Origin of the sequence: Burkholderia sp. MSMB1459WGS (assembly GCF_001534535.1) — a bacterium.
Lineage (GTDB): Bacteria > Pseudomonadota > Gammaproteobacteria > Burkholderiales > Burkholderiaceae > Burkholderia.
The window spans coordinates 308056-329734 of record NZ_LPMU01000008.1 but is presented as its reverse complement, the minus strand read 5'-3'; the positions used below and the strand labels follow the sequence as shown (position 1 = coordinate 329734).

Annotated in this window: 19 protein-coding genes; 10 read left to right on the top strand and 9 right to left on the bottom strand. The window is 67.4% G+C overall.

Going from position 1 to position 21679, the window contains the following annotated elements; genetic code table 11:
* Positions 1-110 precede the first annotated feature (110 nt).
* Genes WT97_RS04935 through WT97_RS04905 form a run of 7 tightly spaced genes read left to right on the top strand, consistent with a single transcriptional unit; the run spans position 111 to position 8785 of the window.
* Complete coding sequence (locus tag WT97_RS04935) at positions 111-1316, top strand: polysaccharide biosynthesis/export family protein (RefSeq protein WP_060353052.1); 1206 nt, start codon at positions 111-113, stop codon at positions 1314-1316.
* On the top strand, positions 1313-1810 hold the full coding sequence (locus tag WT97_RS04930; RefSeq protein ID WP_060353051.1) for a low molecular weight protein-tyrosine-phosphatase: 498 nt from the start codon (positions 1313-1315) through the stop codon (positions 1808-1810). The genes WT97_RS04935 and WT97_RS04930 overlap by 4 nt, the downstream gene beginning before the upstream one ends.
* The gene (locus WT97_RS04925; RefSeq protein ID WP_060353050.1) at positions 1807-4077 is read left to right on the top strand and encodes a polysaccharide biosynthesis tyrosine autokinase; all 2271 of its coding nucleotides are present in this window, start codon (positions 1807-1809) and stop codon (positions 4075-4077) included. Before WT97_RS04930 ends, WT97_RS04925 begins: the two co-directional genes overlap by 4 nt.
* Positions 4074-5297, top strand: a complete 1224-nt coding sequence (locus tag WT97_RS04920) for a glycosyltransferase family 4 protein (RefSeq protein WP_060353049.1) — start codon at positions 4074-4076, stop codon at positions 5295-5297. The genes WT97_RS04925 and WT97_RS04920 overlap by 4 nt, the downstream gene beginning before the upstream one ends.
* Positions 5294-6460 carry a polysaccharide pyruvyl transferase family protein gene (locus WT97_RS04915; protein ID WP_306639677.1) on the top strand — a complete coding sequence of 389 codons (1167 nt, stop codon included), beginning with the start codon at positions 5294-5296 and terminating at the stop codon, positions 6458-6460. Before WT97_RS04920 ends, WT97_RS04915 begins: the two co-directional genes overlap by 4 nt.
* Positions 6457-7746, top strand: coding sequence for a lipopolysaccharide biosynthesis protein (locus WT97_RS04910; protein WP_060353047.1), 1290 nt, complete (start codon positions 6457-6459; stop codon positions 7744-7746). The genes WT97_RS04915 and WT97_RS04910 overlap by 4 nt, the downstream gene beginning before the upstream one ends.
* The gene (locus WT97_RS04905) at positions 7736-8785 is read left to right on the top strand and encodes a hypothetical protein (protein WP_060353046.1); all 1050 of its coding nucleotides are present in this window, start codon (positions 7736-7738) and stop codon (positions 8783-8785) included. Before WT97_RS04910 ends, WT97_RS04905 begins: the two co-directional genes overlap by 11 nt.
* Here the strand turns inward: WT97_RS04905 and WT97_RS04900 are convergent, their stop codons facing one another.
* Entirely contained in the window at positions 8786-9778 is a 993-nt protein-coding gene (locus WT97_RS04900) for a hypothetical protein (protein ID WP_060353045.1), read from the bottom strand.
* 629 nt (positions 9779-10407) lie between these two features.
* Here WT97_RS04900 and WT97_RS04895 point away from each other — a divergent pair.
* The 3 genes from WT97_RS04895 (at position 10408) to WT97_RS32220 (ending at position 13137) form a co-directional block, all read left to right on the top strand.
* The gene (locus tag WT97_RS04895) at positions 10408-12063 is read left to right on the top strand and encodes an APC family permease (protein ID WP_156440207.1); all 1656 of its coding nucleotides are present in this window, start codon (positions 10408-10410) and stop codon (positions 12061-12063) included.
* 320 nt (positions 12064-12383) lie between these two features.
* Positions 12384-12602 (top strand): hypothetical protein, encoded by a 219-nt coding sequence (locus tag WT97_RS04890; RefSeq protein ID WP_060353044.1) that lies wholly within the window; start codon positions 12384-12386, stop codon positions 12600-12602.
* A gap of 193 nt (positions 12603-12795) precedes the next feature.
* Positions 12796-13137, top strand: coding sequence for a SymE family type I addiction module toxin (locus WT97_RS32220; protein ID WP_082751338.1), 342 nt, complete (start codon positions 12796-12798; stop codon positions 13135-13137).
* 146 nt (positions 13138-13283) lie between these two features.
* Here WT97_RS32220 and WT97_RS04880 read toward each other — a convergent pair whose 3' ends face one another.
* From WT97_RS04880 to WT97_RS04845, 8 genes are all read right to left on the bottom strand, one after another.
* Positions 13284-13952, bottom strand: a complete 669-nt coding sequence (locus tag WT97_RS04880) for a MarC family protein (protein ID WP_060353042.1) — start codon at positions 13950-13952, stop codon at positions 13284-13286.
* A gap of 264 nt (positions 13953-14216) precedes the next feature.
* Positions 14217-15449 carry a dicarboxylate/amino acid:cation symporter gene (locus WT97_RS04875; RefSeq protein WP_060353041.1) on the bottom strand — a complete coding sequence of 411 codons (1233 nt, stop codon included), beginning with the start codon at positions 15447-15449 and terminating at the stop codon, positions 14217-14219.
* Between the two features lie 227 nt (positions 15450-15676).
* Positions 15677-15919 (bottom strand): hypothetical protein, encoded by a 243-nt coding sequence (locus tag WT97_RS04870; RefSeq protein ID WP_060353040.1) that lies wholly within the window; start codon positions 15917-15919, stop codon positions 15677-15679.
* Between the two features lie 128 nt (positions 15920-16047).
* Entirely contained in the window at positions 16048-17304 is a 1257-nt protein-coding gene (locus WT97_RS04865; RefSeq protein ID WP_060353039.1) for a putative Na+/H+ antiporter, read from the bottom strand.
* Between the two features lie 271 nt (positions 17305-17575).
* A complete protein-coding gene (locus WT97_RS04860) occupies positions 17576-18391 on the bottom strand; it encodes a peptidase (protein ID WP_060353038.1) in 816 nt (271 codons plus the stop codon).
* A complete protein-coding gene (locus WT97_RS04855) occupies positions 18388-19188 on the bottom strand; it encodes a transglutaminase family protein (RefSeq protein ID WP_060353037.1) in 801 nt (266 codons plus the stop codon). Before WT97_RS04855 ends, WT97_RS04860 begins: the two co-directional genes overlap by 4 nt.
* 12 nt (positions 19189-19200) lie before the next feature.
* Entirely contained in the window at positions 19201-20148 is a 948-nt protein-coding gene (locus tag WT97_RS04850) for an alpha-E domain-containing protein (protein WP_060353036.1), read from the bottom strand.
* Positions 20149-20209: 61 nt separating this feature from the next.
* Positions 20210-21619 (bottom strand): circularly permuted type 2 ATP-grasp protein, encoded by a 1410-nt coding sequence (locus WT97_RS04845; RefSeq protein ID WP_060353035.1) that lies wholly within the window; start codon positions 21617-21619, stop codon positions 20210-20212.
* Positions 21620-21679: the final 60 nt, after the last annotated feature.

The following is a 21679-nucleotide window of genomic DNA, read 5'->3' as shown; positions in this document are numbered from 1 at the left end:
GCCGGCATGGCGAGGCGGCCGCCGCATTTTCGATTGACCCCAGGCGAGCCCGCGCGAGCGGGCCCGCCGCGCTGCCGTGTCGAACCGCGCCGCGCAACAGGAAGGAATCCATGAACATCCCGATCGCATCGACGAGCGCGAGCCGTCGCCGTGCGCTCGCGCTCGTTCTGACGGCCTGCATAGGGCCGTCCGGATGCGTGCTGGCGCCCGGCATGAAAATGAACCCGAACGCCCCCGGCGCGCCCGTGGGTCACCCGCCCGCTGCCGCAACGCCGGTCGCAGGCGCTCCAGCGACCGCGACGGCGGGCGCCGCATCACCCACGGCCCGGACGAACGTCCCGATCGTCCCGATCGATCCGGCGCTCATCGCGCATCAACGTGCGGCCCGCGACGCGACGGCTGCATCGTTCGACGCCCCGGCCCCGACGCGCGCGCCGGCCTACCGGATCGGTCCCGGCGACGTGCTGCAGATCACCGTCTGGGATCACCCCGAACTCGCCGCCGCGCAAGCGGGTGCGCAGCAGACGCCGCCGCGCGCGGCCGACCCGATCGCCGGCTTCGTCGTCGACGATCGCGGCAATCTCACGTTCCCCTATGCGGGCACGCTGAAAGTCGCGGGCCTGACCGCCGCCGACGCGCAAGCCAGCGTGAAACGCGCGCTCGGCACGATCTACCGCGATCCGCAGGTGACGCTGCGCGTGGCGTCGTTTCGCTCGCAGCAGGTCTACGTCGACGGCGAAGTTCATACGCCGGGTGCACTGCCCGTCAACGACGTGCCGATGACACTCGCCGACGCGATCGCGCGCGCGGGCGGCTTCACGTCCGCCGCCGACCAGAGCGACGTGACGGTCGTGCGCAACGGCGTGCCCGTGCGCATCGACCTGGCACGCCTGATCGAGCGGCACCGCGATCCGTCGACCATCGCGCTGCGCGGCGGCGATCTGCTGCGCATCGGCGCGCGCGACGACAACGGCGTGTACGTGATGGGCGAAGTGAACCGCCCGCTGCGGGCGCTGCCGAAGCGCAACGGCAGACTCACGCTCAGCGATGCACTGCTGCAGGCCGGCAGCATCAATTCGAACACGGCCGACGCCGCGCAGATGTTCGTGATCCGCGGCGCGCAAGGCCGCGCGCCGACGGTGTTCCATCTCGACGCTCGCTCGCCGGTCGCGATGGTGCTCGCGAACCAGTTCGAGCTGGAGCCGAAGGACATCGTCTACGTCGACGGCAACGGGCTTGTGCGCTTCAGCCGCGTGCTGAGCCTGCTGCTGCCGAGCGTCAACACGGGCGTCGCCGCCGGGATTGCCGCGAAATGAGCGCGCGCCCGTTCCTGCTCGTCGTGTGCGAGGGCAACATCTGCCGCAGCCCGCTCGCGGCCGCGCTGCTCGGCGCGCGCCTGCCGCAGGCCGACGTGCGCTCGGCCGGCCTCGCGCCGCCGCCGGGCCGCCCCGCCGATCCGCTCGCGTGCGACATGGCGCACGCACGCGGCCTGACGCTCGCCGGCCATGCCGCCCGCGCCGTGACGACCGACCTGTGCACGCGCGCCGACCTGATCCTCGTGATGGACGACGGCCAGCGCCGCGTGCTCGAAGCGCGCCACCCGTTCCTGCGCGGCCGCGTTTTCCGGCTCGGCGAATATGCGCGCGCGTCGGACGATGCACGCCCCGGTCTCGACATCCCCGACCCGTATCGCGGCACGCGCGCGGATTTCATCCGCTGCGCGGCGCTGATCGATCTCGCCGTCGCCAGCTGGCTGCCGCGCCTCGCCGTGCGCTGGCCGGCCCCACCCGTTTCCGCCCTCCCGTCATGAACACTGCCGCTCCCCCCGAACGCGAGATCGATCTGATCCGCGTGCTCGATACCCTGCGCAACGCGCGGGGAACGATCGTCGCGATCGCGACGGCCTGCGTCGCCGCCGGCGCGCTCTATGCATTCGTCGCGCCGCCGACCTATCAGGCCGATCTGATGATCCAGACCGACGACGCGACCGACACCGCGTCGAAGAACCTGCTGGGCGACGCCGCATCGTTCTTCAACGTCGGCTCGCCCGCGTCGGCCGAGGCGCAGATCCTGTCGTCGCGACTCGTCGTCACCCGTGCCGTGGAAGACTTGCGCAGCTACATCGTCGCCAAGCCGTCGCGGGTGCCCGCGATCGGTGCGTTCGTCGCGCGGTTCAACGACGGCGCGGTGTCGCCCGGTCTCCTCGGCTTCGGTGGCTATGCGTGGGGGCAGGAACGCATCGACGTCGCGCAGTTCGACGTGCCGACGCGCGCCGAAGGCGACACGTTCCACGTCGTGCGGCTCGACGCCACGCGCTACCGGCTGACCGGCGCGGACATGCTGGCCGACGCCGTCGGCACCGTGGGCACTCCGGAAACCTTCGCAACGCGCTACGGCCCGCTGCACGTCGAGATCGCGGGTTTCGATGCGCTGCCCGGCACGCGCTTCAAGCTGATCCGGCAATCGCGCGCCGAGACGATCGACGCGCTGCGCACCGCGCTCGACGTGCAGGAGAAGGTCAAGCAATCGGGCGTGCTGGTCGCGTCGCTGCGCGGCAACGATCCGGCCGAGATCAGCGCGACGCTGAACGCCGTCGCGAACCGCTACGTCGAGCAGAACATCGACCGCCGGTCCGCCGAGGCAGCCCAGTCGCTGTCATTCCTGAACGCGCAGTTGCCGATCGTGAAGCAGCAGCTCGAACGCGCGGAAACGCGGTACGCATCGCTGCGCAGCCGCACCGGCTCGGTCGATCTCGCCGAGGAAGGCAAGCTCGCGCTCCAGCAGGGCGCCGACCTGCAGACGCGTGCGCTCGAACTGCAACAAAAGCGCGACGAACTGTCGAAACGCTTCCTGCCGACCCATCCCGACATGGCCGCGCTCGACGCGCAGCTTGCGACGCTGAAGCGGCAACAAGGCGCGCTCGACACCCGCATCGCCAGGCTGCCTGCGCAGCAAGGCGAAGAGGTGCGCGCGCAACTCGACGTGAAGGTCAACACCGACCTCTATACCGCGCTGCTGAACAACATCCAGCAGCTCGAACTCGTGCAGGCCGGCAGGACGGCCAGCGTGCGCGTGGTCGACGCGGCCGTCGCGCCCGCCGATCCGGTTCGGCCGAACCGGCCGGTCGTGATCGCGGCCGCCGCGCTGGTCGGCCTCGCGCTCGGCGTGATCGCCGCGTTCGCGCGGGAATTCCTGTACGGCGGCCTCACGGCCGTCGACGAGATCGAGCGCCATACGTCGCTACCGGTGCGCGCGGTGTTGCCTGCCGCCGCACGCCAGCACCGGCTGATGCGCGCGGTCGAGCGGCACGACGCCGGCCTGCACGTGCTCGCGTACGACGATCCGTACGAACCGGCGATCGAAGGGCTGCGCAGCCTGCAGACCGCGCTCCATTTCTCGCTCGCGAACATCGCGCACCCGCTCGTGTTGATCACCGGCCCAGCGCCCGGTACCGGCAAGTCGTTCGTGTCGGTCAACCTCGCCGCGGTGCATGCGTCGAGCGGCCGGCGCGTGCTGCTGATCGACGGCGACCTGCGCAAGGGCTATCTGCATCAGTATTTCGGCCTCGATCGTGGCCCCGGCTTCGCCGAACTGCTCGACGGCCGGGCCAGTGCCGACGACGTCGTGCGGCGCGGCGGCGCGCCGAACCTCGATTTCCTGCCGACCGGCGAACTGCCGTCCACGCCGACCGCGCTGCTGCAACACGCGCGCACCGGCGCACTGCTCGCGTCGCTGCGTGCGCGCTACGACCTCGTCATCATCGATTCCGCGCCGCTCCTCGCGGCTACCGACGCCACCTGGCTCGATACACACGCGAACGCGACGCTGCTCGTCGCCCGCGCGGGATCGACACGCGCCGGCGAACTGATCGAATCCGCAAAGCGGCTGCCGCAACGGCCCGACAGCACACCGGGCGTGGTGCTCAACGGCCTCGATCCACGCTCGGGCGCAGCCGCGTTCGGCTCGAAATATGGCGGCTACCGCTACGAAGCGTATCGCTACACGTGCGATACGCGCTGCACGCACCTCGCGCGCCTGCGCGCGGCGCTGCAACGTCTGCTGCGGAGGTCCGCATGAGCGATACCGATTTCGCCCCGACGCTGGCCGATCGCCCGGCGAACGTCCATGTCGCGGGCCGGCCCGCGTCCACGGCGCCCACCGCGCGGCCGCTGCGCATCGCGTTGGTCGTCGAGGCGGCCGGCGGCGGCGTCGCCGTGCATCTGACCGATCTGATCGCCGGCCTGCGCGCCCGGTCGGATGCGGAAATTCACCTGATCGCGCCGCTCGGCGAGCGTTTCGACGATGCGATGCTGCACGGCGCGGCCGCTCGGTGCGACTCGTTCCATCGGCTGCCGCTGCGGCGCGCGGTCGGCCTGCACGACCTGCGCGGCGTGCTGGCATTGCGAGGCCTGCTGCGCCGGCTTCGGCCCGACATCGTGCACAGCCACAGCTCGAAGGCCGGCGCGCTCGCGCGGCTGTGTCGCGGGCCGTGGAAACAGGCGTACACGCCGCATGCGGTCTATACGCTCAATCCGACGTTGTCGCCCGCCAAGCGCGCGTTCTACGGCGGCATCGAGCGCGTGCTCGGCAACATCTGCTCGGACGCGGTGATCGCGGTGTCGCACGACGAAGCCGATCACCTGCACGGGCTCGGCATCGCGCGCCAGCGGATTCGCGTCGTCGAGAACGGCGTGTCGCCGCCGCACCTGCTCGAGCGCCACGCGGCACGCGCCGCGCTCGGTCTGCCCGACGACGCGTTCGTCGTCGGCTTCGTCGGGCGCTTCGATCACCAGAAGGGCGTCGATCGCCTCGTGCGCATCGCGCGCCTGTTGGAGCGCCGCCATGAGCAGCGCCTGCGGGTCGTCGCGATCGGGTCCGGCGATTTCGACAGCGCGGCGGGCGACGAAGCGCGTGACCTGCCGACGAACCTGCACGTCGCGGGCCGCGTCGACGACGCACGCCGCTATTTCTCGGCATTCGACCTGCTCGCACTGCCGAGCCGCTACGAAGGCTTTCCTTACGTGTGCCTCGAAGCCGTCGCCGCGCACGTGCCGATGGTCGCGACGCAGGTCGCCGGCGCGGCCGAACTGATCGCCGCGCATCACGTCGGCCTGACCGTGCCGAACGACGACGATCCGGCCGCCTTCGCGGCAGCGGTTTGCCGGCTCACCCGCCATCCGGCCGCCTTTCAACAGATGCGCGATCAATGCGCGCGCGCGTACCCGCATTTCTCGGCCGACGCGATGGTCGATCGCACGCTCGCCGTCTACCGCGATCTTCTTCAGGAGCAAGCATGATGAATCGCCCCGTTCACGTCGCGCTGCTGCATGCGTACAGCGCACGCAACTCCGGCGACGGGCTGCTCGTCGACCTGTCGGTCGCGCTGCTGCGCGACGCGTTCGGCCCCGACACGCACGTGTCGGTCGTCGCGGCCGATCCCGCGTCGTTTCCCGGCCATCCCGACGTGCAGCCGGCGCCGGTGCTCGCCGCCAGCGGCGCGCGGCGCCTGCTCGGCGCCGCCATGACGGCGCTGCCAGTCGGCGTCAACCCCGCGCTCGCGCGCCTGCACGCACTGCTGCGACGCGCCGACCTGATCGTCGGCGTCGGCGGCGGCTACCTGCGCGCGCGCAATGCGCTCGAAGCGCTCAAACTGGAAGCCGGGCATCTCGTGCAGATGCGTGCAGCCCGTGCGGCACGCAAGCCGACCGTCTATCTTCCGCAAAGCATCGGGCCGGCAGCGGAAAACCCGTTGCTCACCGAACATCTGACGTCGCTGCTCGGCGGATTCGATACCGTATTCGTGCGCGACGACCGCTCGGCTGCGTTGCTCGCCGAGCATGGCAACACGCGGCGCGCGCCGGATCTCGCGGTGCTCGAATTCGCCCATCGGGCGTCGGACCTGCGCGACCGGGTCCGCTCGGCCGCGTCGACGCCCGCGCACGTCGCGCTCGTGCTGCGCCGTCCGCCGGCCTGGAGCGATGCGCAATGCGCGCGTTACCACGCGTCGACCGCCGAGCTGATCGAGCGGCTGCGCACGTGCTGCCGCGTCACGTTCGCCGTCCAGAGCACCGGGCGCGGCAACGACGACGCTGCGTACTACCGCGAGCGCGGCTTCGACGGCACCCGCACGCTGAAGGACGTGCTCGCCGACGACACGCCCGACGCGGTCGTGTCCGTGCGCCTGCACGGCGCGCTCGAAGCGATCCTGCACGGCGTGCCCGCGTATCACTTGAGTTACGAGCGCAAGGGATTCGGCGCGTATGCCGATCTCGGAATCGGCCGCTGGGTCGCGAATGCAGCCGACTTCGACGCGAGCGCGGTCTGCGACACGCTGTTCGCGCCCGACGCGCTGAGTCGATTCTGGATCCAGGCCGAAGTCGGGCTCGGGCGGCTCGGTCGCGAACGCGAACAGATCGTCGCCGCGCTGCGCGATGCGCTTGACCATGGAGCGGCACGATGAGCGCCGCGTGGTTCCGCCTGGTGTTGCGTGTCGGCGCGCTCGGCCTGAAGTTCATGCTGACGATCGTCGTCGCGCGCACGCTCGGGTTCGATGCGGTGGCCGTCTACGGCTTCGCGCTCGCCGTCTCGGTCGTCGCGTCGAAGGTGCTGGGGCTCGGCTTCAGCACCGAGATCAATCGCCGGCTGGCAGGCCCCAATCCGCATGACGCCGTCCGGACCTGCGTGCGCTTGTCCGTGCTGTACGCCGGTGTCTACACGCTGCTTTGCGGTCTCGTCATGCTGCCTGGTCATGCGTTCGGGCCGCTACATCCCGGCGCACTGCCCGACATGTCGCTCGCGCTCGTCGCACTCGTCGCCTGCGCCGAACATGCCGCGCTCGAAGTCAATACCTGGCTGTTCTCGTTGCATCGCGCGCGCGCCGCGTCGTGGCTGCTGTTCGTTCGGACGGGCGCATGGGCCGGGGTCGCGATCGTGGCACTGACAACGGGCACGATCGGCTCGATCGACGGGCTGTTCGCGATCTGGGTCGCGGCCGATATCGCGGTCGTGGCGACCGGCTGGGTGCTGATCGCGGGCGCCGCGCGCCGGTTGCCGACGATGCCGGCCCTGTCGGCCACGCGCGTACGGCTCGTGACGGTCTGGCGCGACGGTGCGCCCTTTTTTGTCGCGCTGCTGCTGCTGTCGGTGCTGCAATATCTCGAACGCTTCGTCGCGTCCGCGCAACTCGATGCGAACGCGCTCGGTCAATATGTGTTCGTCTGGTCGATCGCCAACGCGATCCAGACGATCGCATCGGCGACAGTCGTCGCGGTGGCCGCGCCGCGCCTCGTCAGCGCACTCGACAGCACGCGCGCCGCCGCTCCAGCGTTCCGCTGCGAGCTCGCGCGGGCGCTGCGCGCGTCGCTCCTGCTGACGGGTGCCGCCGCACTCGGGATCGCACTGGTACATCCATGGATCTTCCGGCTCGCGCACGCGGGCACCGACGCGTCGTCGACCGCGATTCTCGTGGTGCTGCTCCTGTCGTTCGTCCTGCGCGCCGCCACCGACGTTCTGTGGGCCGCCGCGGTCGCCTTGCGGGCGGGGCGCACGGTCGCGTGCGTGATCGCCGCGCTGACGCTCGCCTGCGTGCCGATGTCGATCGCGCTCGTTCACGGCCAGCGCGCGTTCGGCGCGGCCGGCGCCCATTTCGTCGCCAGCGTGGCGGTGACCGCGTGGCTCGCGTGGATCGTCATGTCGCGCCTGCCCGCCGCGCGCGGCACGCGCATCGGAGCGGACGATGTTGCGTAACGCCATCGGAGGCGGGCCGCTGCTGAGTCGCGGCCTGCGCGACGCCATCGCGGCAATCGTCGCGCTGCTGTATGTCGGCGTGTATGCGAACGCGCGCGCGCTGCTGCCCGAATTCATCTTCCGCGACGCGGACAAGATCCAGACCCAGATCGGCGGAGGCTCGACCTACGACGGGTCGTCGTTCGACGCGGTCGGCAAGCTGTACCAGACGCTCGGCAACACCGGAACCGCCATGTTCGTCGTCGCGCTCGGCGTTGCCACGATCTGGATCGCCGTTCGGGACGCGCGGCGGCTCGGCGCGCTCGTCGCCTATCTCGCGCTGATCGCGCCGTGCCTGTTCTTCAACCTGTTCGTCGCCAGCAAGGACACGATCGTCGTCGCCATGTCGATCGCCGTGCTCGCCGTCGCCCGGCTGCGCGGCACGGCACGACCGATGCTGGTCGCCGCGGTGCTGTATCTCGGCTATGCGGCAACGATCCGCAGCTACTTCGCGCTGATTCTCGCGATCGCGTTCGCGGCGTGGGCGTTTCGGCGCGCGTCCGCGCTGCCCCGGCTGGCCGGTGCCCTGCTGGCCATCGCCGCGCTCGTCGCGCTGCCCGGCGCCGCCTATACGCTGCTTCAGCAACCGCGCGACCTCGCCGTCGACTATCTCGTCTATTCGTCGCCATTCGGCGCCCGGACCAGCTTCTACAACCCGTTCACGCCCGATTCCTTCGTGCATTTCGTGGGCAACTACGCGTATTCGGTCGTCCGGCTCAATCTGCCGGTGCTGTTCTCGTTCGATCCGAAGGGATTCGCGATGCAGGCGTTGATCGCACTATTTCTCGGCGCCGCGTGGCGCCGTGTACCGCCGGTACGGACGGAAGACAGCGGCGCGCCGGTTCGCGACGGCGAATTGCCCGCCTGCCTGATGCTCGGCCACGTAGCCGTTTCGATGCTGTTCGAACCTGATCTCGGCAGCTATCTGCGGCACCTGTCGAGCGTCGCTCCATTCGCGGTCGCGCTATGGTCGATCCGCACGCGACAGGCGCCGGCCTGACTACCGCGCCGGGGAGGTCGCGCGCAGCGACGCGCGGACCGCGTCGAGCGCGGGCTTGGGCGACCGGTCCGCGCGCACGAGCCCGTAGCTTCGTTGCGCCTTGTCGGCCGCATTCGCGGTATCCGCCCACTCGTAGACCGAGATCAACGGTGTCCGAAGTTCACCGCGTGCGTCGAGCAGCACGCGCAGCCGCTGCGCCTGGTGTTGCTCGCCGCCGGGGATGATCGACGCCGCGCCGTCTTCCGTGACGATCGCCGGCAGGCCGTAGCGCGCGTCGATGTCGCGCGCGGCCGCACGGATTTGAGCAGGCGTCATGCCGTACGCATGGTACGACACGGCGTCGACGCAGGACGGCGTGGCCGCCAGCATGCTCGCCAGCAGACCGTCCGGCAACGTGCCGGGCAGCGGCGGATGCGCGAATCCGAAACCGACGACCGGCACCACCGGCACCCGTTCGGCCAGTTCCCGGCACAGCGCGGCCACGAACGGCGGGAAAGTCCGCGCGACGTCGCCCGTCGGCCAGTAGCGGCCAAGATCGGGTTCGTTCCAGAGCTCGATCGCGATGAGGTCGCGCGCATGCCGTGCGGCCAATGCCGCGACGGCATCGGCCGTCCGGCTGCCCGCATCCACAAGCGCCGTCGATTTCGCCTTCGCGTCCGCGCCGTCCGCCCCCGCGAGCCGGCCCAGCGTGCGCACGGTCAGCAGCACCGGCAGGCCGGCGGATCGGGCGGCAGCGAACGCGCCGTCGAGCTGCGCGCGGTAAGCGGCTTGATCGAGGCGATCGGTCCACGCGCCGAGCCTGACAAATGCGAAGCCGGTTTCCCGAATCCTGCGTGCGTCGTCGCGCGTGAACGACTGGATCTTGACCTGCACGCCGACGAGCGGCGCGCCACTCGACGCATCGAGCCAACGTACGCGGTCGGCGGCGCAGGCGGCGACAGTCAACATGCAGCCGACGACGGAGATCGCCAGCTTCAGGACCCGGTTTGACATCGAGCGAAAGACTCCCGTTACTTACCTGAAAACCTGCACGCCGACCGAGCCTCCTCGTTCATGCACGGTGGCCAGCGACGCGCTGGCCGCACCTGCCGCATCCGACATGCGTGGCGGCCGAATTCGTTCATAGCACGAAAAATATGGCGATAGCGACACATATGGAAATGATCAGCAAGCCCATGCATTGAATCCCCTAAAGTCCGACAGCATCGTCTACATCGATCGCATCGGCAATCGGACCTGTCCGACCCGCATCGTCGTGCACGCGATGCGACCGCCAGAATCCGACCAGTCCGATTGCCGAGCCTTTCGATTGTTGGGACCATGGCCATTCAACGCGGGCAATACGTTCATGTACCCGCGGCCACATGCGCGGTGCGCACGTGCCGCCGCTCCGCTTTGTCGGCCCGCGCCACGCATTTTTCGACGCCTCTTGCGATCGGACGACGCGCCAATGACGACGCGGCCGCCGTATGACGATCGGCGATCCGCATCATCCGGCCGCGCCGGTATCGCCGCCCATCGCGAGCGAGCGGCGACTCCGATCAAACCCGATTCCATTCGGCCATGCGCCCGTGCTCTCGCACCGCTTTGGCCGATCGCCCGAATCAAACAGGACATTCTCGATGAGCGATACAGGACTGCCTCCCCCTAGCGCCGACGTTGCCGGACGGCCGGCATCGTCCGCCGCCGAGGGCCAGACGCTGCAGCGTAGCCTGACGTGGAAAGACGGCTTCTGGGTCACGAGCGGCGTGCCGGCCGGCGTGCTGTTCACGATCGGCGGCGTGTCCGCGACGATCGGCCATCCCGCGTGGGCGATCTGGATCGCCGCGATCACGATGGGATTGATCCAGAGCGCGACCTACGCGGAAATCTCCGGGCTGTTCCCGCATAAATCGGGCGGCGCGTCCGTGTATGGCGCGATCGGCTGGGTTCGTTACAGCAAGCTGATCGCCCCGGTGTCGGTGTGGTGCAACTGGCTTGCGTGGTCGCCGATGCTCGCGCTCGGCTGCGGCCTCGCGGCGAGCTATGCGCTCACGAGCCTGTTCCCCGCCGATTCGGCCATCGCGCAATGGAAGCTGACGCTCGTGGACCTGAGCTTCGTCAAGCCGGGACTCTCGCTGCGCATCAACGCCATCTTCATCATCGCGGCGATCCTGCTTTTGATCACGTTCCGGCTTCAGCACAGCGGTGCATCGAAGGCTGCAAAGACGCAGCGCATTCTCGGTATCGCATCGCTTACGCCGCTGCTGATCGTCGGCATCGTGCCGTTCGTCACAGGCGACGTGCCGATGTCGAACCTGTTGCCGCTGCTGCCGCTCGGCCATGACGCCCAAGGCAACCTCACGGCCGCGACACTCGGCACGTGGAACGGCCAAGGCGTGACGATGGCACTCGGTGCGATGTTCATGGCCGGCTGGGCGTCGTATGGCTTCGAGACGGCCGTGTGCTACACGCGCGAATTCCGCGACCCGCGTCGCGACACCGCGAAGGCGATCTTCTGGTCGGGCGCGCTGTGCCTCGTCGTGATGACGCTGGTGCCGATGGCGTTCCAGGGCGCGCTCGGCACGCAGGCGATGCTCGATCCCGCGATTCGCGACGGCACGGGCGTGGCGGCCGCGATGGCAAAGATCGTCGGCGGCGGCGCATGGGCCGCGAACGTGATCGTCGTGATGCTGATGCTGTCGATCCTGCTGATCGTGATGACGTCGATGATGGGCTCGTCGCGCACGTTGTACCAGGCATCGGTCGACGGCTGGCTGCCGAAGTATCTGTCGCGCGTGAACGAACACGGCGCGCCGACCAGCGCGATGTGGACCGATCTCGGCTTCAACCTCGTGCTGCTGATGATGTCGGACTACATGACGGTGCTGTCGATTTCAAACGTCTGCTACATGCTGTTCGTGTTCCTCAATTTGCAGTCGGGCTGGATTCACCGGATGGATCGCGGCAGCTGGGAGCGTCCTTTCCGCTGCCCGACGTGGCTGCTCGTCGCAGGCGCGATCTGCGGCTACGCGAACCTCGTCTACGTCGGCGCGGGCGCGGACCTGCAGGGCGAAGGAACGTTGCGCAACGGGCTGATCGCGATGCTGTTGATCGTGCCGGTGTTCGTCTATCGCCACTACTGGCAGGATCGCGGCCGCTTCCCGGCGCAGATGCAGCACGACATGGAGATCGAGGTACCGAAGCGCGGCAGGTTGATGAACCTCGCGCCGTATGCGGCACTGATCGGCGCGGTCCTGACGGTCTGGCTGTCGTACCACTTCGCCTGGGGCCGTTGAGCATCGATTGTCGGCCGCGTCGAATCAGCCTGGTCTGATGGGCCGGCGCGGCTTTCGACGATAAGCTCGTTTTTGCGCGGTACCGGATTCGCTGGGCTAACCGGTCCTCACCCCAGCTACGCTCCGACGATTCCGGATACCGCGCGCCGTTCGCTTGCGACGGCTTCGATGCGGGTGCTCGATGGTGGCCGGTGGGCGCGGCCACGCTTTGAAGGGCGCTGATCCTGCTGCAACTCGATAACGCTGCCATATGCGAGCGTCGAGTGCCCGCATCGAAGCCCTCCCGCGCGTATGCGATACCTATCGCGACCGGAGTCGACATGAATCAACGACAGACGACACTGCAGGACGGCGAATACTGGGCCGCCTGCAAGGAACGCAACGATCTTGCCGCAGCGGTCAACGGACATGGCGCCGTGTATCCGCGCACGCGGATGACCGTTCGCGACGGCATCGCCGTTTTTCATCGCGGCGGCGATACGCTCTGGACGTGTCGCGCGCACTACGCGCTCGAGAACTTCACGATCGATCCTGCGTAGCGCGTCGAATCGATCCGGTTAGGTGGGTTCGGCGAAACGCTCGTCTGCATCGCGTGAATCGCCCGATTGAGCACCTCAGCCTTCCCCCGAACGGGCATTGACCGACCGGCCAACGATCACAAAACGCACATAACGAGCACCTGTTCGGCCGTCGATTCCGCTAGAGTGGACACCAGTTTCCGCGCGAGGATGGATGTGCCTTCGATGGCATCCGGCATCCGATGAATCGGATTGCAAAATTCCGCGGCGTAAACGAGCGCGGGCCGTGGGTGTTGGAGCACCCACGAATCGCCCCAGGACCCGTCCCGTCACGTATCCGTGGATGAAGCTGTCCGGCCGCTGGATCGAAACGGCGGGTTTCGAGCCCGCGCAACGTGTGCGGATCGAGGTCACGCAACAGCGGCTGGTGATCACGCCCGTGAAAGAGTCGGACTGCGACGTTGCGCGCCACGGAATCCCGATGGGCAATCCCGAAACAGGCCTGAAGCGCCGGATGCTGACGGGAATGGGCGTGGGGCACGCCGGGTCGCATTGAGAAAGGCTTGAACGCGGCGCTGTTCAACGTCTCGTTGGGCAGCGCCACGTTCGGCGCAGCCCTGAAGAGGGCTGCGCCCGAGAAATATGAACGGACGGAAGGCTGCCGGAGTGGCGCGCAGCCACCGGTGTCCATGCACATCCCGCTCAACCGGCCTGCGCCCCCACGGTACGAACGAACTCCGACACCCCCGTCAGCATGATCTGCACGCCGACACACAGCAGCAGGAACGCCGACACGCGCATCGCGACCTTCGTGCCGTCGGCGCCCAGATAACGCGCCAGCGTCGTCGCGCGGCTGTAGATCTGCCAGATCGCGAGCGCGACCAACGCGGCGACGGCCAGCGAAATCACGCCCGACATCAGATAGTCCGACACGCCACGGGAGCGGTTCGCATGCAGCGCGATACCGGCCGCGATCGACCCCGGCCCGATCGTGAGCGGCACCGTCAGCGGAAAGAACGCGCGCGACATCAGGCTCTGCAGATCGCCACCTTGTGCCGGCGTGGAGCCGCCCGGCACGTCGGGCGCATTGAGCATCGACCAGCCGGCGACCGCCACCGCGAACCCGCCGCCAATTCGAAGCGCCTCCATCGAGATACCGAAGAAGTTCAGCACCGGCGCGCCGACGAAAAAAATCACGAGCAGCGTGACGAACACGTTGATCGCGAGCTTCTTCGTCAACTGCGCGCGCTCGGCCTCCGTCAGCGACTGCGTGCGTTCGAGAAACACGAAGGCCATGCCGATCGGATTGATGATGCCGACCAGGCCCGTGAAGCCGAACAGGATTTCAGGAATCAGTCGTTCAACCGACATCGCCACGATGGTTCTCCGTTGATGTAGCGTCACTTGACGTAAAAAAGCGGCCGCTCGACAGGAGCGGCCGCAATCGCAGATCGATTTACGCGAGGCGACGGAGCACATGCCCGGCACCTCGCGTAACGAAGATTGTCACGGAGCGCAACGTGCAGCGGAATCAGTCGCGTCTGATTTTGCGGCGCCGAAACATCTTGTTTCGAAGCAGGAAGCCGGGTGAAACCGGCCCGACGCGAATCGCGCGCGGCACGCGCCGCGCATCATTCACGCTTGCCGATACCGCTCGACATCGAGCGCGCCTTCCGACTGCGCGACTACAACGGCCGTCACCGAATCGCCGGTCACGTTGGCCGACGTGCAGCCCATGTCGATCAACCGGTCCACCGCCGCGATCACGCCGATCACTTCGAGCGGCAGCCCGACCGACGCCAGCACCAGACTCATCACGACCAGCCCCGCGCCCGGCACGCCGGCCGCGCCGATCGACGCGAGCGTCGTCGTCGCGACGACGGTGGCGAACTGCATCGCCGACAGCTCGATGCCGTACGCGTTGCTCGCGAACACGGCCACCGTGCCGAGATAGCACGCGAGGCCCGCCATGTTGACCGTCGAGCCGAGCGGAAGCACGAAGCTCGCAACTCCGTCGCCGACGCCGAGCCGCGCGCGGCAGGTGTCGAGATTCAGCGGCAGCGTGGCGGCGCTGCTCGCCGACGAATACGCGAACAGCTGGACCGGCATCATCTTGCGCAGGAACGGCAGCGGCGGCAGGCCCACGAGCATCAGCACCGCCGCGCAGAACACGGTCATCACAACCGCCATCACGACGTAGTTCACCGCGACGAGCGAACCAAGATGGCCGAGCGCCGAGAACCCGTGATCGGCCGTCACATAGGCCATCAGCCCGAACACGCCGAGCGGCGCGAACTTCAGCACCATCCCGATCAGCCGGAACACGACGGCCGCGAGGCTCTCGAACAGCTTGCGCACCGGTGCGCCGTGTTCGCCCGACAGGTTGACCGCCAGCCCAAAGAAGATCGCGAACACGATCGTCGGCAGCAGCGCGCCGTCGGCGAACGCCTTGAACGGATTCGACGGAATCGCGGACAGCAGCGCGTCGACGAGGCCGACCGGTTCGACGGCCACAGCGTCAATCTGTGCGGGCAGACCGAAGCCGTTGCCGACGCCGAACAGCGTGGCCGTGGCCATCGCGAGTGCGGCCGTCGATGCCATCAGCAGCGCGTAGATCGCGAGCGATTTCCACGCGATCCGCCGCATCGCCGCGAGATCGGACAGCGACATGATCCCGCAGACGAGCGATACGAATACGACGGGAATCACGCACATCCGGATCAGCGAAATGAACACGTCGCCAAGCGGTTGCAGCATCCGGGCCGGTTCGCCGACGAGCTGGCCGACGGCGACGCCGGCGATCATCGCGATCAGGATCTGCTGCCACATCGCCAACGGCGGAAGTTTGAAGCGGGTAAGCACGCGCATGTCGCCTCCTGGATTCGGTCGGCGGCGGCGCTCCGTTGAGGAGCTGACGGTGATGAAGCCGCGATGCCGACAAGATTGAGATGCAATCGATTGTCGGCATGCGCGGCGGTCGGGACTATAGGACCAGGCTGATTATTCCGGTGGCGGGAACGCGCGCAGCAGCAAGAAGGCTGGCCCGCGCTCGATACGGCGCAGCGCGAGCAGCGCTGACCGTACACCCGTTCCGATCACGCAGCGACACGCATGGCGGCGCGCCGCCGATCGACGAAGCGGATCGCGAGCAGCGTCGCGATGCCTGCGCACGCCATGCCGAACATATTGACGGCCGGTTGCGCAAGCGAGCCGCCGATCTCGGTCGGAGTCGTATCGCGGCCGAACGTCCATCCGACGTAGCCGCTCGTCACGAGGAAATCGTGAAGGCCGATGCCGATCGCCAGCGCCAGCACGTCGATGGAGCCGGAGATCGGCACGACGATGAACGATCATCGATCTGGAGCCCAAATGAAGTCGGTTTGCGGGCGCGACACGGATCTGATTCCTCGCGATATCGCTAACGCGATCGTTCATGCCAGGCGCGCCCAAGCCCGCACCGTCGATCTCAAAAAAACAGCAACGCCGCGCTCGCAACAATCGTCGGCACGATCGCCGCAGCAAGCAACCCGCCGACACTCACCGATTCGTCATGAAATCCCTTCCGAACGATCGCAAGGCCAGCCGGATTCGGCGCGTTGGCGATCACGGTCAAACCACCGCCCGCCACCGCACCCGCGACGAGCATGTACTTCGCCTCTTCCGGAATGCCAGCGATCAGCGAACCGAGATAAGTGATCGCGGCGTTGTCCATGATCGCGGTGAGGCCGAGCGCACCCGCATACAGCGCATACGCATCCATCGATTCGACCACCGGCTGCAGCCACCATTGCTGGAGTCCGCCGAGCACGACTAGGCCGCCCAGGAAGAACGCGACGAGCAGACTCTCGCGCAGCATCAGCGGCGACTGGTAGCGCTCGTACGCATGCGTGAAGCCGAGGAAGAACAGCAGCAGGCCGATGAAGATCACAGGATGATGCGCGCTCAGCACGACGCCGATCAGAAAGCCGATATGGATCAGCGTGACGCCGACCGGCACACGCACGACGGCGGGTCTGGCCGTCTGCGCCGGCAAGCCGGCGAGTTCGCCGCGCATCGACGCCGTCAGGACGGTGGCGTTGATCAGCACCGCGACGAGCGCCTTCCACCCGAACTGCGCGGCCATGAACGCGCTGTCCCAGCCCCACGCGGAAGCAACCATCAGCACGGGAGGCGCCGCGTAAGCCGTCAGCGTACCTCCGACCGACACGTTGACGAACAGCACGCCGAGCGCGAGGTACTTCCAGCGCTCCCGGATCGGCGCGCAGAACAGCCGGTCGCGCAGGATCAGCGCGGCGAGCGTCATCGCGGCCGGCTCGGTGATGAACGAACCGAGGAGCGGGATCAGCGCGAGCGACAGCCACACGACGGCCACTTCGGTGTTGACCGGCAACATGCGCGCGATGCGCAGCACGAGCCCGGTGACCGCGTCGAGGATCGGCTTGCTCGCGGCGATCACCATGATCGTGAACACGAACAGCGGCTCGGTGAATACGCGCGACTCGGCGTAATCGAGTGCGACTTTCGGGCCCGCAAGCGCCGTCATCGTGACGAGCAGCACGAGCGCCCAGAAGCCGAACACGACCTCGACCTCGCCGAGAAAGTGGAATAGGCCCGCATGGCGGGGATGGCGATGCGCCAGCACCTCGAAGCGCTTCGCAAGGAAAGTGTGCATCAGTGCGAAGGCGGAGATGATGGCGCCGGCGATTTCAACGGTGTGGGGCATGTCGGTATCCCTTTCAAGTCCGGCATGTGACGGGAGTCGCGGCCGGCGCCGGGTGAAACACGAGGGTCCGCGCAACGCATAGTCTCGTCGGGGAGACCGCATTGTCGCGAACAAGGAGGCAGACGAGTAGCCGGTACAGGCCACCCGCTTGAATCTGGCATCCGAAGGGTATCGCCAGCGTGAATTCATCCCAATCGGACCAGTCCGATAAATGACGAGACCGATCCGATTTTACAAAACATCGCCTTCCGGAAAGCCGCCCCGACGAGCCTTACTCGCGTATCGCCCGCGCATCCCCCTCCCCGCCCTCCCGCAGCGCTGTCCGCTCCGGAGCCATCTTCGGCGGCGCCACCTTCTCCACCTGCGCCCACGGCAAATTCGGAATCTCGTCGAACATCGACCGCTGCCGCTGCGCCCATGTCGTATTCAGCATCCGGTAGTAGGGATCGTGTTCGTCGAAGGTCGCGAACTTCGTCGCGCTCAACGTATCGCGCTCATACACCAGCAGATCGACAGGCAACCCGACGGACATGTTCGAGCGGATCGTCGAATTCATCGAGATCAGCGCGCACTTCGTCGCGTCCGCGAGCGACATCGCTTCGCACAGCATCCGCTCGATGATCGGCTTGCCGTACTTCGCTTCGCCGATCTGCACGTACGGGCTCAGCGTTGAGGCCTCGATGAAGTTGCCGGCCGCATAGATCTGGAACAGCCGCGGCACCTCTCCGCGCACCTGCCCGCCGACGATGAAGCTGCAGTTGAAATCGACACCGAACTCGCGCAGCGAGTGCGCATCGCGCGTATGGATGACCCGCACCGCATTGCCGACAAGCCGCGCCGCGTCGTGCATCGAGCGCACGCGCCAGATCGACTGCGGGTCGGTCTTCGGCTGTGACGCCAGATGCTGCGTCACGGCCTGCGTGATCGCGAGATTGCCGGACGATAGCAGCACAACCACCTGCTCGTCCGGCACCTCGAACAACACCATCTTGCGGAACGTGCTCACGTGATCAATGCCCGCGTTGGTGCGCGAATCGGACAGGAACACGAGCCCTTCGTCCACGCGCATCGCCACACAGTACGTCATTGCCCGCCTCCCACTTGCACATCCACCTTCACGTCGAGTGACTCTTCGCCTCCGCCGATGCGCATGCCGCGCACGGGTGCGGCTGCTTCGTAGTCACGGCCCGTTGCGACGCGGCAATACGCTTCGCCCGCGAAGCATGCATGCGTGACGTCAATCGACACCCAGCCGCTCTCGCGTACCCATACGTCGACCCACGCATGGCTCGCGGCATGCTCCACGTCGCCCGCATCGAAATAGCCGCTCACGTAGCGGGCCGGCACGCCGCTGGCGCGACAGCATGCGAGCATCAGATGTGCATGATCCTGGCATACGCCATGCCGCAGCGCTAGCGCATCGGCCGCCGTGCTCGTCGCGGCCGTGACGCCCTGCCGGTACGCAACCGTGCCCGCGATCCGCTCGGCCAGCGCGATGAACGCATCGGACCCGTCACCCGCGCCGAGCGGTGCGGCGAGTTCACGGATCGCACCATCGGCCTCGGTGAGCCGCGTCGGGCACGTGTAGTGCTCCACCGGCACCGGCCCCGGATCGAGCCCGAGCCGGCCATCGTCGAGCGGTTGCGTATCGATCGCGCCGTGCGCATGCAGTGCGATCTCGGACAGCGGGCGCGTGACAACCAGCGAGTGCAGCGCGTTGCCGTACGCGTCGCTCGACGCCTCGAGCATGCCGGGTGCGGCGATCCGCCAGCCCGCTACGTACTGCGACGGCAGAGCCGGCGGCGTCATCCGGATCTGCTGGATCGAATAGGTGAGTGGCGCTGAATAGCGATAGATCGTGTCGTGTCGGATGGTCAGGTACATGGGAATCTCGATTCAGCTCGCGGACATCAGGAAGGTGCGCGAGACCATGTTGCCGAGCGCATAGACGCGCTCGAGCGATTCGTTCAGGAACGCGTGCAGCCCTTGCGCGCGGAGCTTGCGGATGTCCGCATAGTGCAGCTCCGCGCGCAGGCGGCCCGCCTCGCGCTCGCACTCGGCCGACGCACCGTTCTTCAGCTTGTCGAGCGTCATGCAAAAATCATCGATCGCCGCGCGCAGCGAGCGTGGCATCGCGGGGTTCAGCAGCAGCAGTTCGGCTACGCGGTCAGGCGTCACGACGTCGCGATAGACCTTGTGATAGATCTCCATCCCCGACACCGATGTGAGGATCGACGTCCAGTAGTAGAACTCGTCGATTTCGTCCGGAGCATCGGTGGCGGCCTGCTCGATGTCGAGAAAGCGCACGTCGAGCATCCGCGCGACGTTGTCCGCACGTTCGAGAAACGTGCCGAGGCGCGAGAAATAATAGGCGTCGTCGCGCATCGCGGTGCCGATCGACACGCCGCGCGCAAGGTGCACGCGCGACTTCACCCATTCGAGGAACCCATGCGGGTCGGATGCGAGCGTGCCCGAGGCGAGCTGCTCGACGCACTCGATCCACGTATGGTTGATCGTCTCCCACCACTCCGTGGTCAGCAGGCCGCGCACCGCGCGTGCGTTCTCCCGCGCGCTGCGCAGGCAGGAAAAGATGCTCGACGGGTTGTCGCGATCGGCGACCAGAAACGCAATGACAGCTTCCGGCGCGGGTTCGCCATGTTTCGTCGCGAACGCGGATTCAAGCTCGACTGAGCGCAGTAGCGCGCGCAGCGTGCGGCGCTGCCGTTCGGCCTCCTGCGGCAGCAGAAGCGATTTGAGGTTGATGTCGACGATGCGAGCGGTGTTCTCCGCCCGCTCCAAATAGCGCGCCATCCAGTAGATATGATCCGCGGTGCGGCTCAGCATGCTGCCTCCTTTGTTCCGTGACTCCGGCCGTCGCCCGGTCGGGCGGACCTGTGCGCCGCGCTCAGCCCACAACCCACGTATCCTTCGTTCCGCCGCCCTGCGACGAATTCACCACCAGCGAACCCTCTTTCAGCGCGACTCGCGTGAGGCCGCCCGCGACCATCTTCACGGTGCGGCCCGACAGCACGAACGGACGCAGGTCGATATGGCGCGGCGCGATGCCGGCTTCGACGAAGGTCGGACAGGTGGACAGTGCGAGCGTCGGCTGCGCGATGTAGTTCTCCGGCTGCGCGATGAGTCGCGCACGGAATGCGTCGATCTCGGCCTTCGTCGCGGCGGGCCCGACCAGCATTCCGTACCCACCCGCGCCGTGCACTTCCTTGACGACGAGCTCGGGCAGATGCGCGAGCGTGTACGCGAGATCGTCGGGCTTGCGGCACTGGTAGGTCGGCACGTTGTTGAGGATCGGCTGCTCGCCGAGGTAAAACTCGATCATGTCGGGCACGAACGGGTAGATCGACTTGTCGTCGGCGATGCCGGTGCCGATCGCGTTTGCAATCGTCACGCGCCCTGCACGATACGCACCGAGCAGCCCGGGTACACCGAGTGCCGAATCGCTGCGGAACGCGAGCGGATCGAGAAAATCGTCGTCGAGCCGACGGTAGATCACGTCGACGCGCTTGGGCCCGTGAGTCGTACGCATGTATACGTGCCCGCCGTCGACGAACAAGTCCTTGCCCTCGACGAGCTCGACACCCATCTGCTGCGCGAGGAACGTGTGCTCGAAATACGCGGAGTTGTACATACCCGGCGTCATCACGACGACCGCCGGATCGTCGACGCCGTCCGGCGCGCTCGCACGCAACGTATCGAGCAGCAGGTCCGGATAATGCGCGACCGGCGCAATGCGATTGTGCACGAACAAATCGGGAAAGAGCCGCATCATCATCTTTCGGTTTTCCAGCATGTATGACACCCCCGACGGCACGCGCAGATTGTCCTCGAGCACGTAGAACGCACCATCGTCACCGGCCCGCACGAGATCGACGCCCGCGATGTGCGCGCGGATGTCGCGCGGCACTTCGACATTCTGCATTTCGGGCCGGTACTGCGCGTTCGCATAGATTTGCGCGGCCGGCACGATGCCCGCGCGCACGATGTCGCCCCGATGATAGACGTCGTGCAGGAAGCGGTTGAGCGCCTGCACGCGCTGCCGCAGGCCGGCTTCGAGCGTGCGCCATGCGGCGATCGGCACGATGCGAGGGATCTGATCGAACGGGATCAGCCGCTCACCGCCCGATTCGTCGCCGTTGACGGCGAACGTGATGCCGACCCGCCGGAACATCAAATCCGCTTCCGCGCGCTTGCGGCGCATTGTGTCGTCGCTCTGCTGGCTCAACCAGCGCTCGAACGCTTCATAGTGACGCCGGACGGCGCCGCCTTCGAGATGCATTTCGTCATAGAACTGCATGCGGGTCTCCGTTTATGGTTGAATGCGCCGCCGGCGCGACCATACGTGCGTGGGAAATAG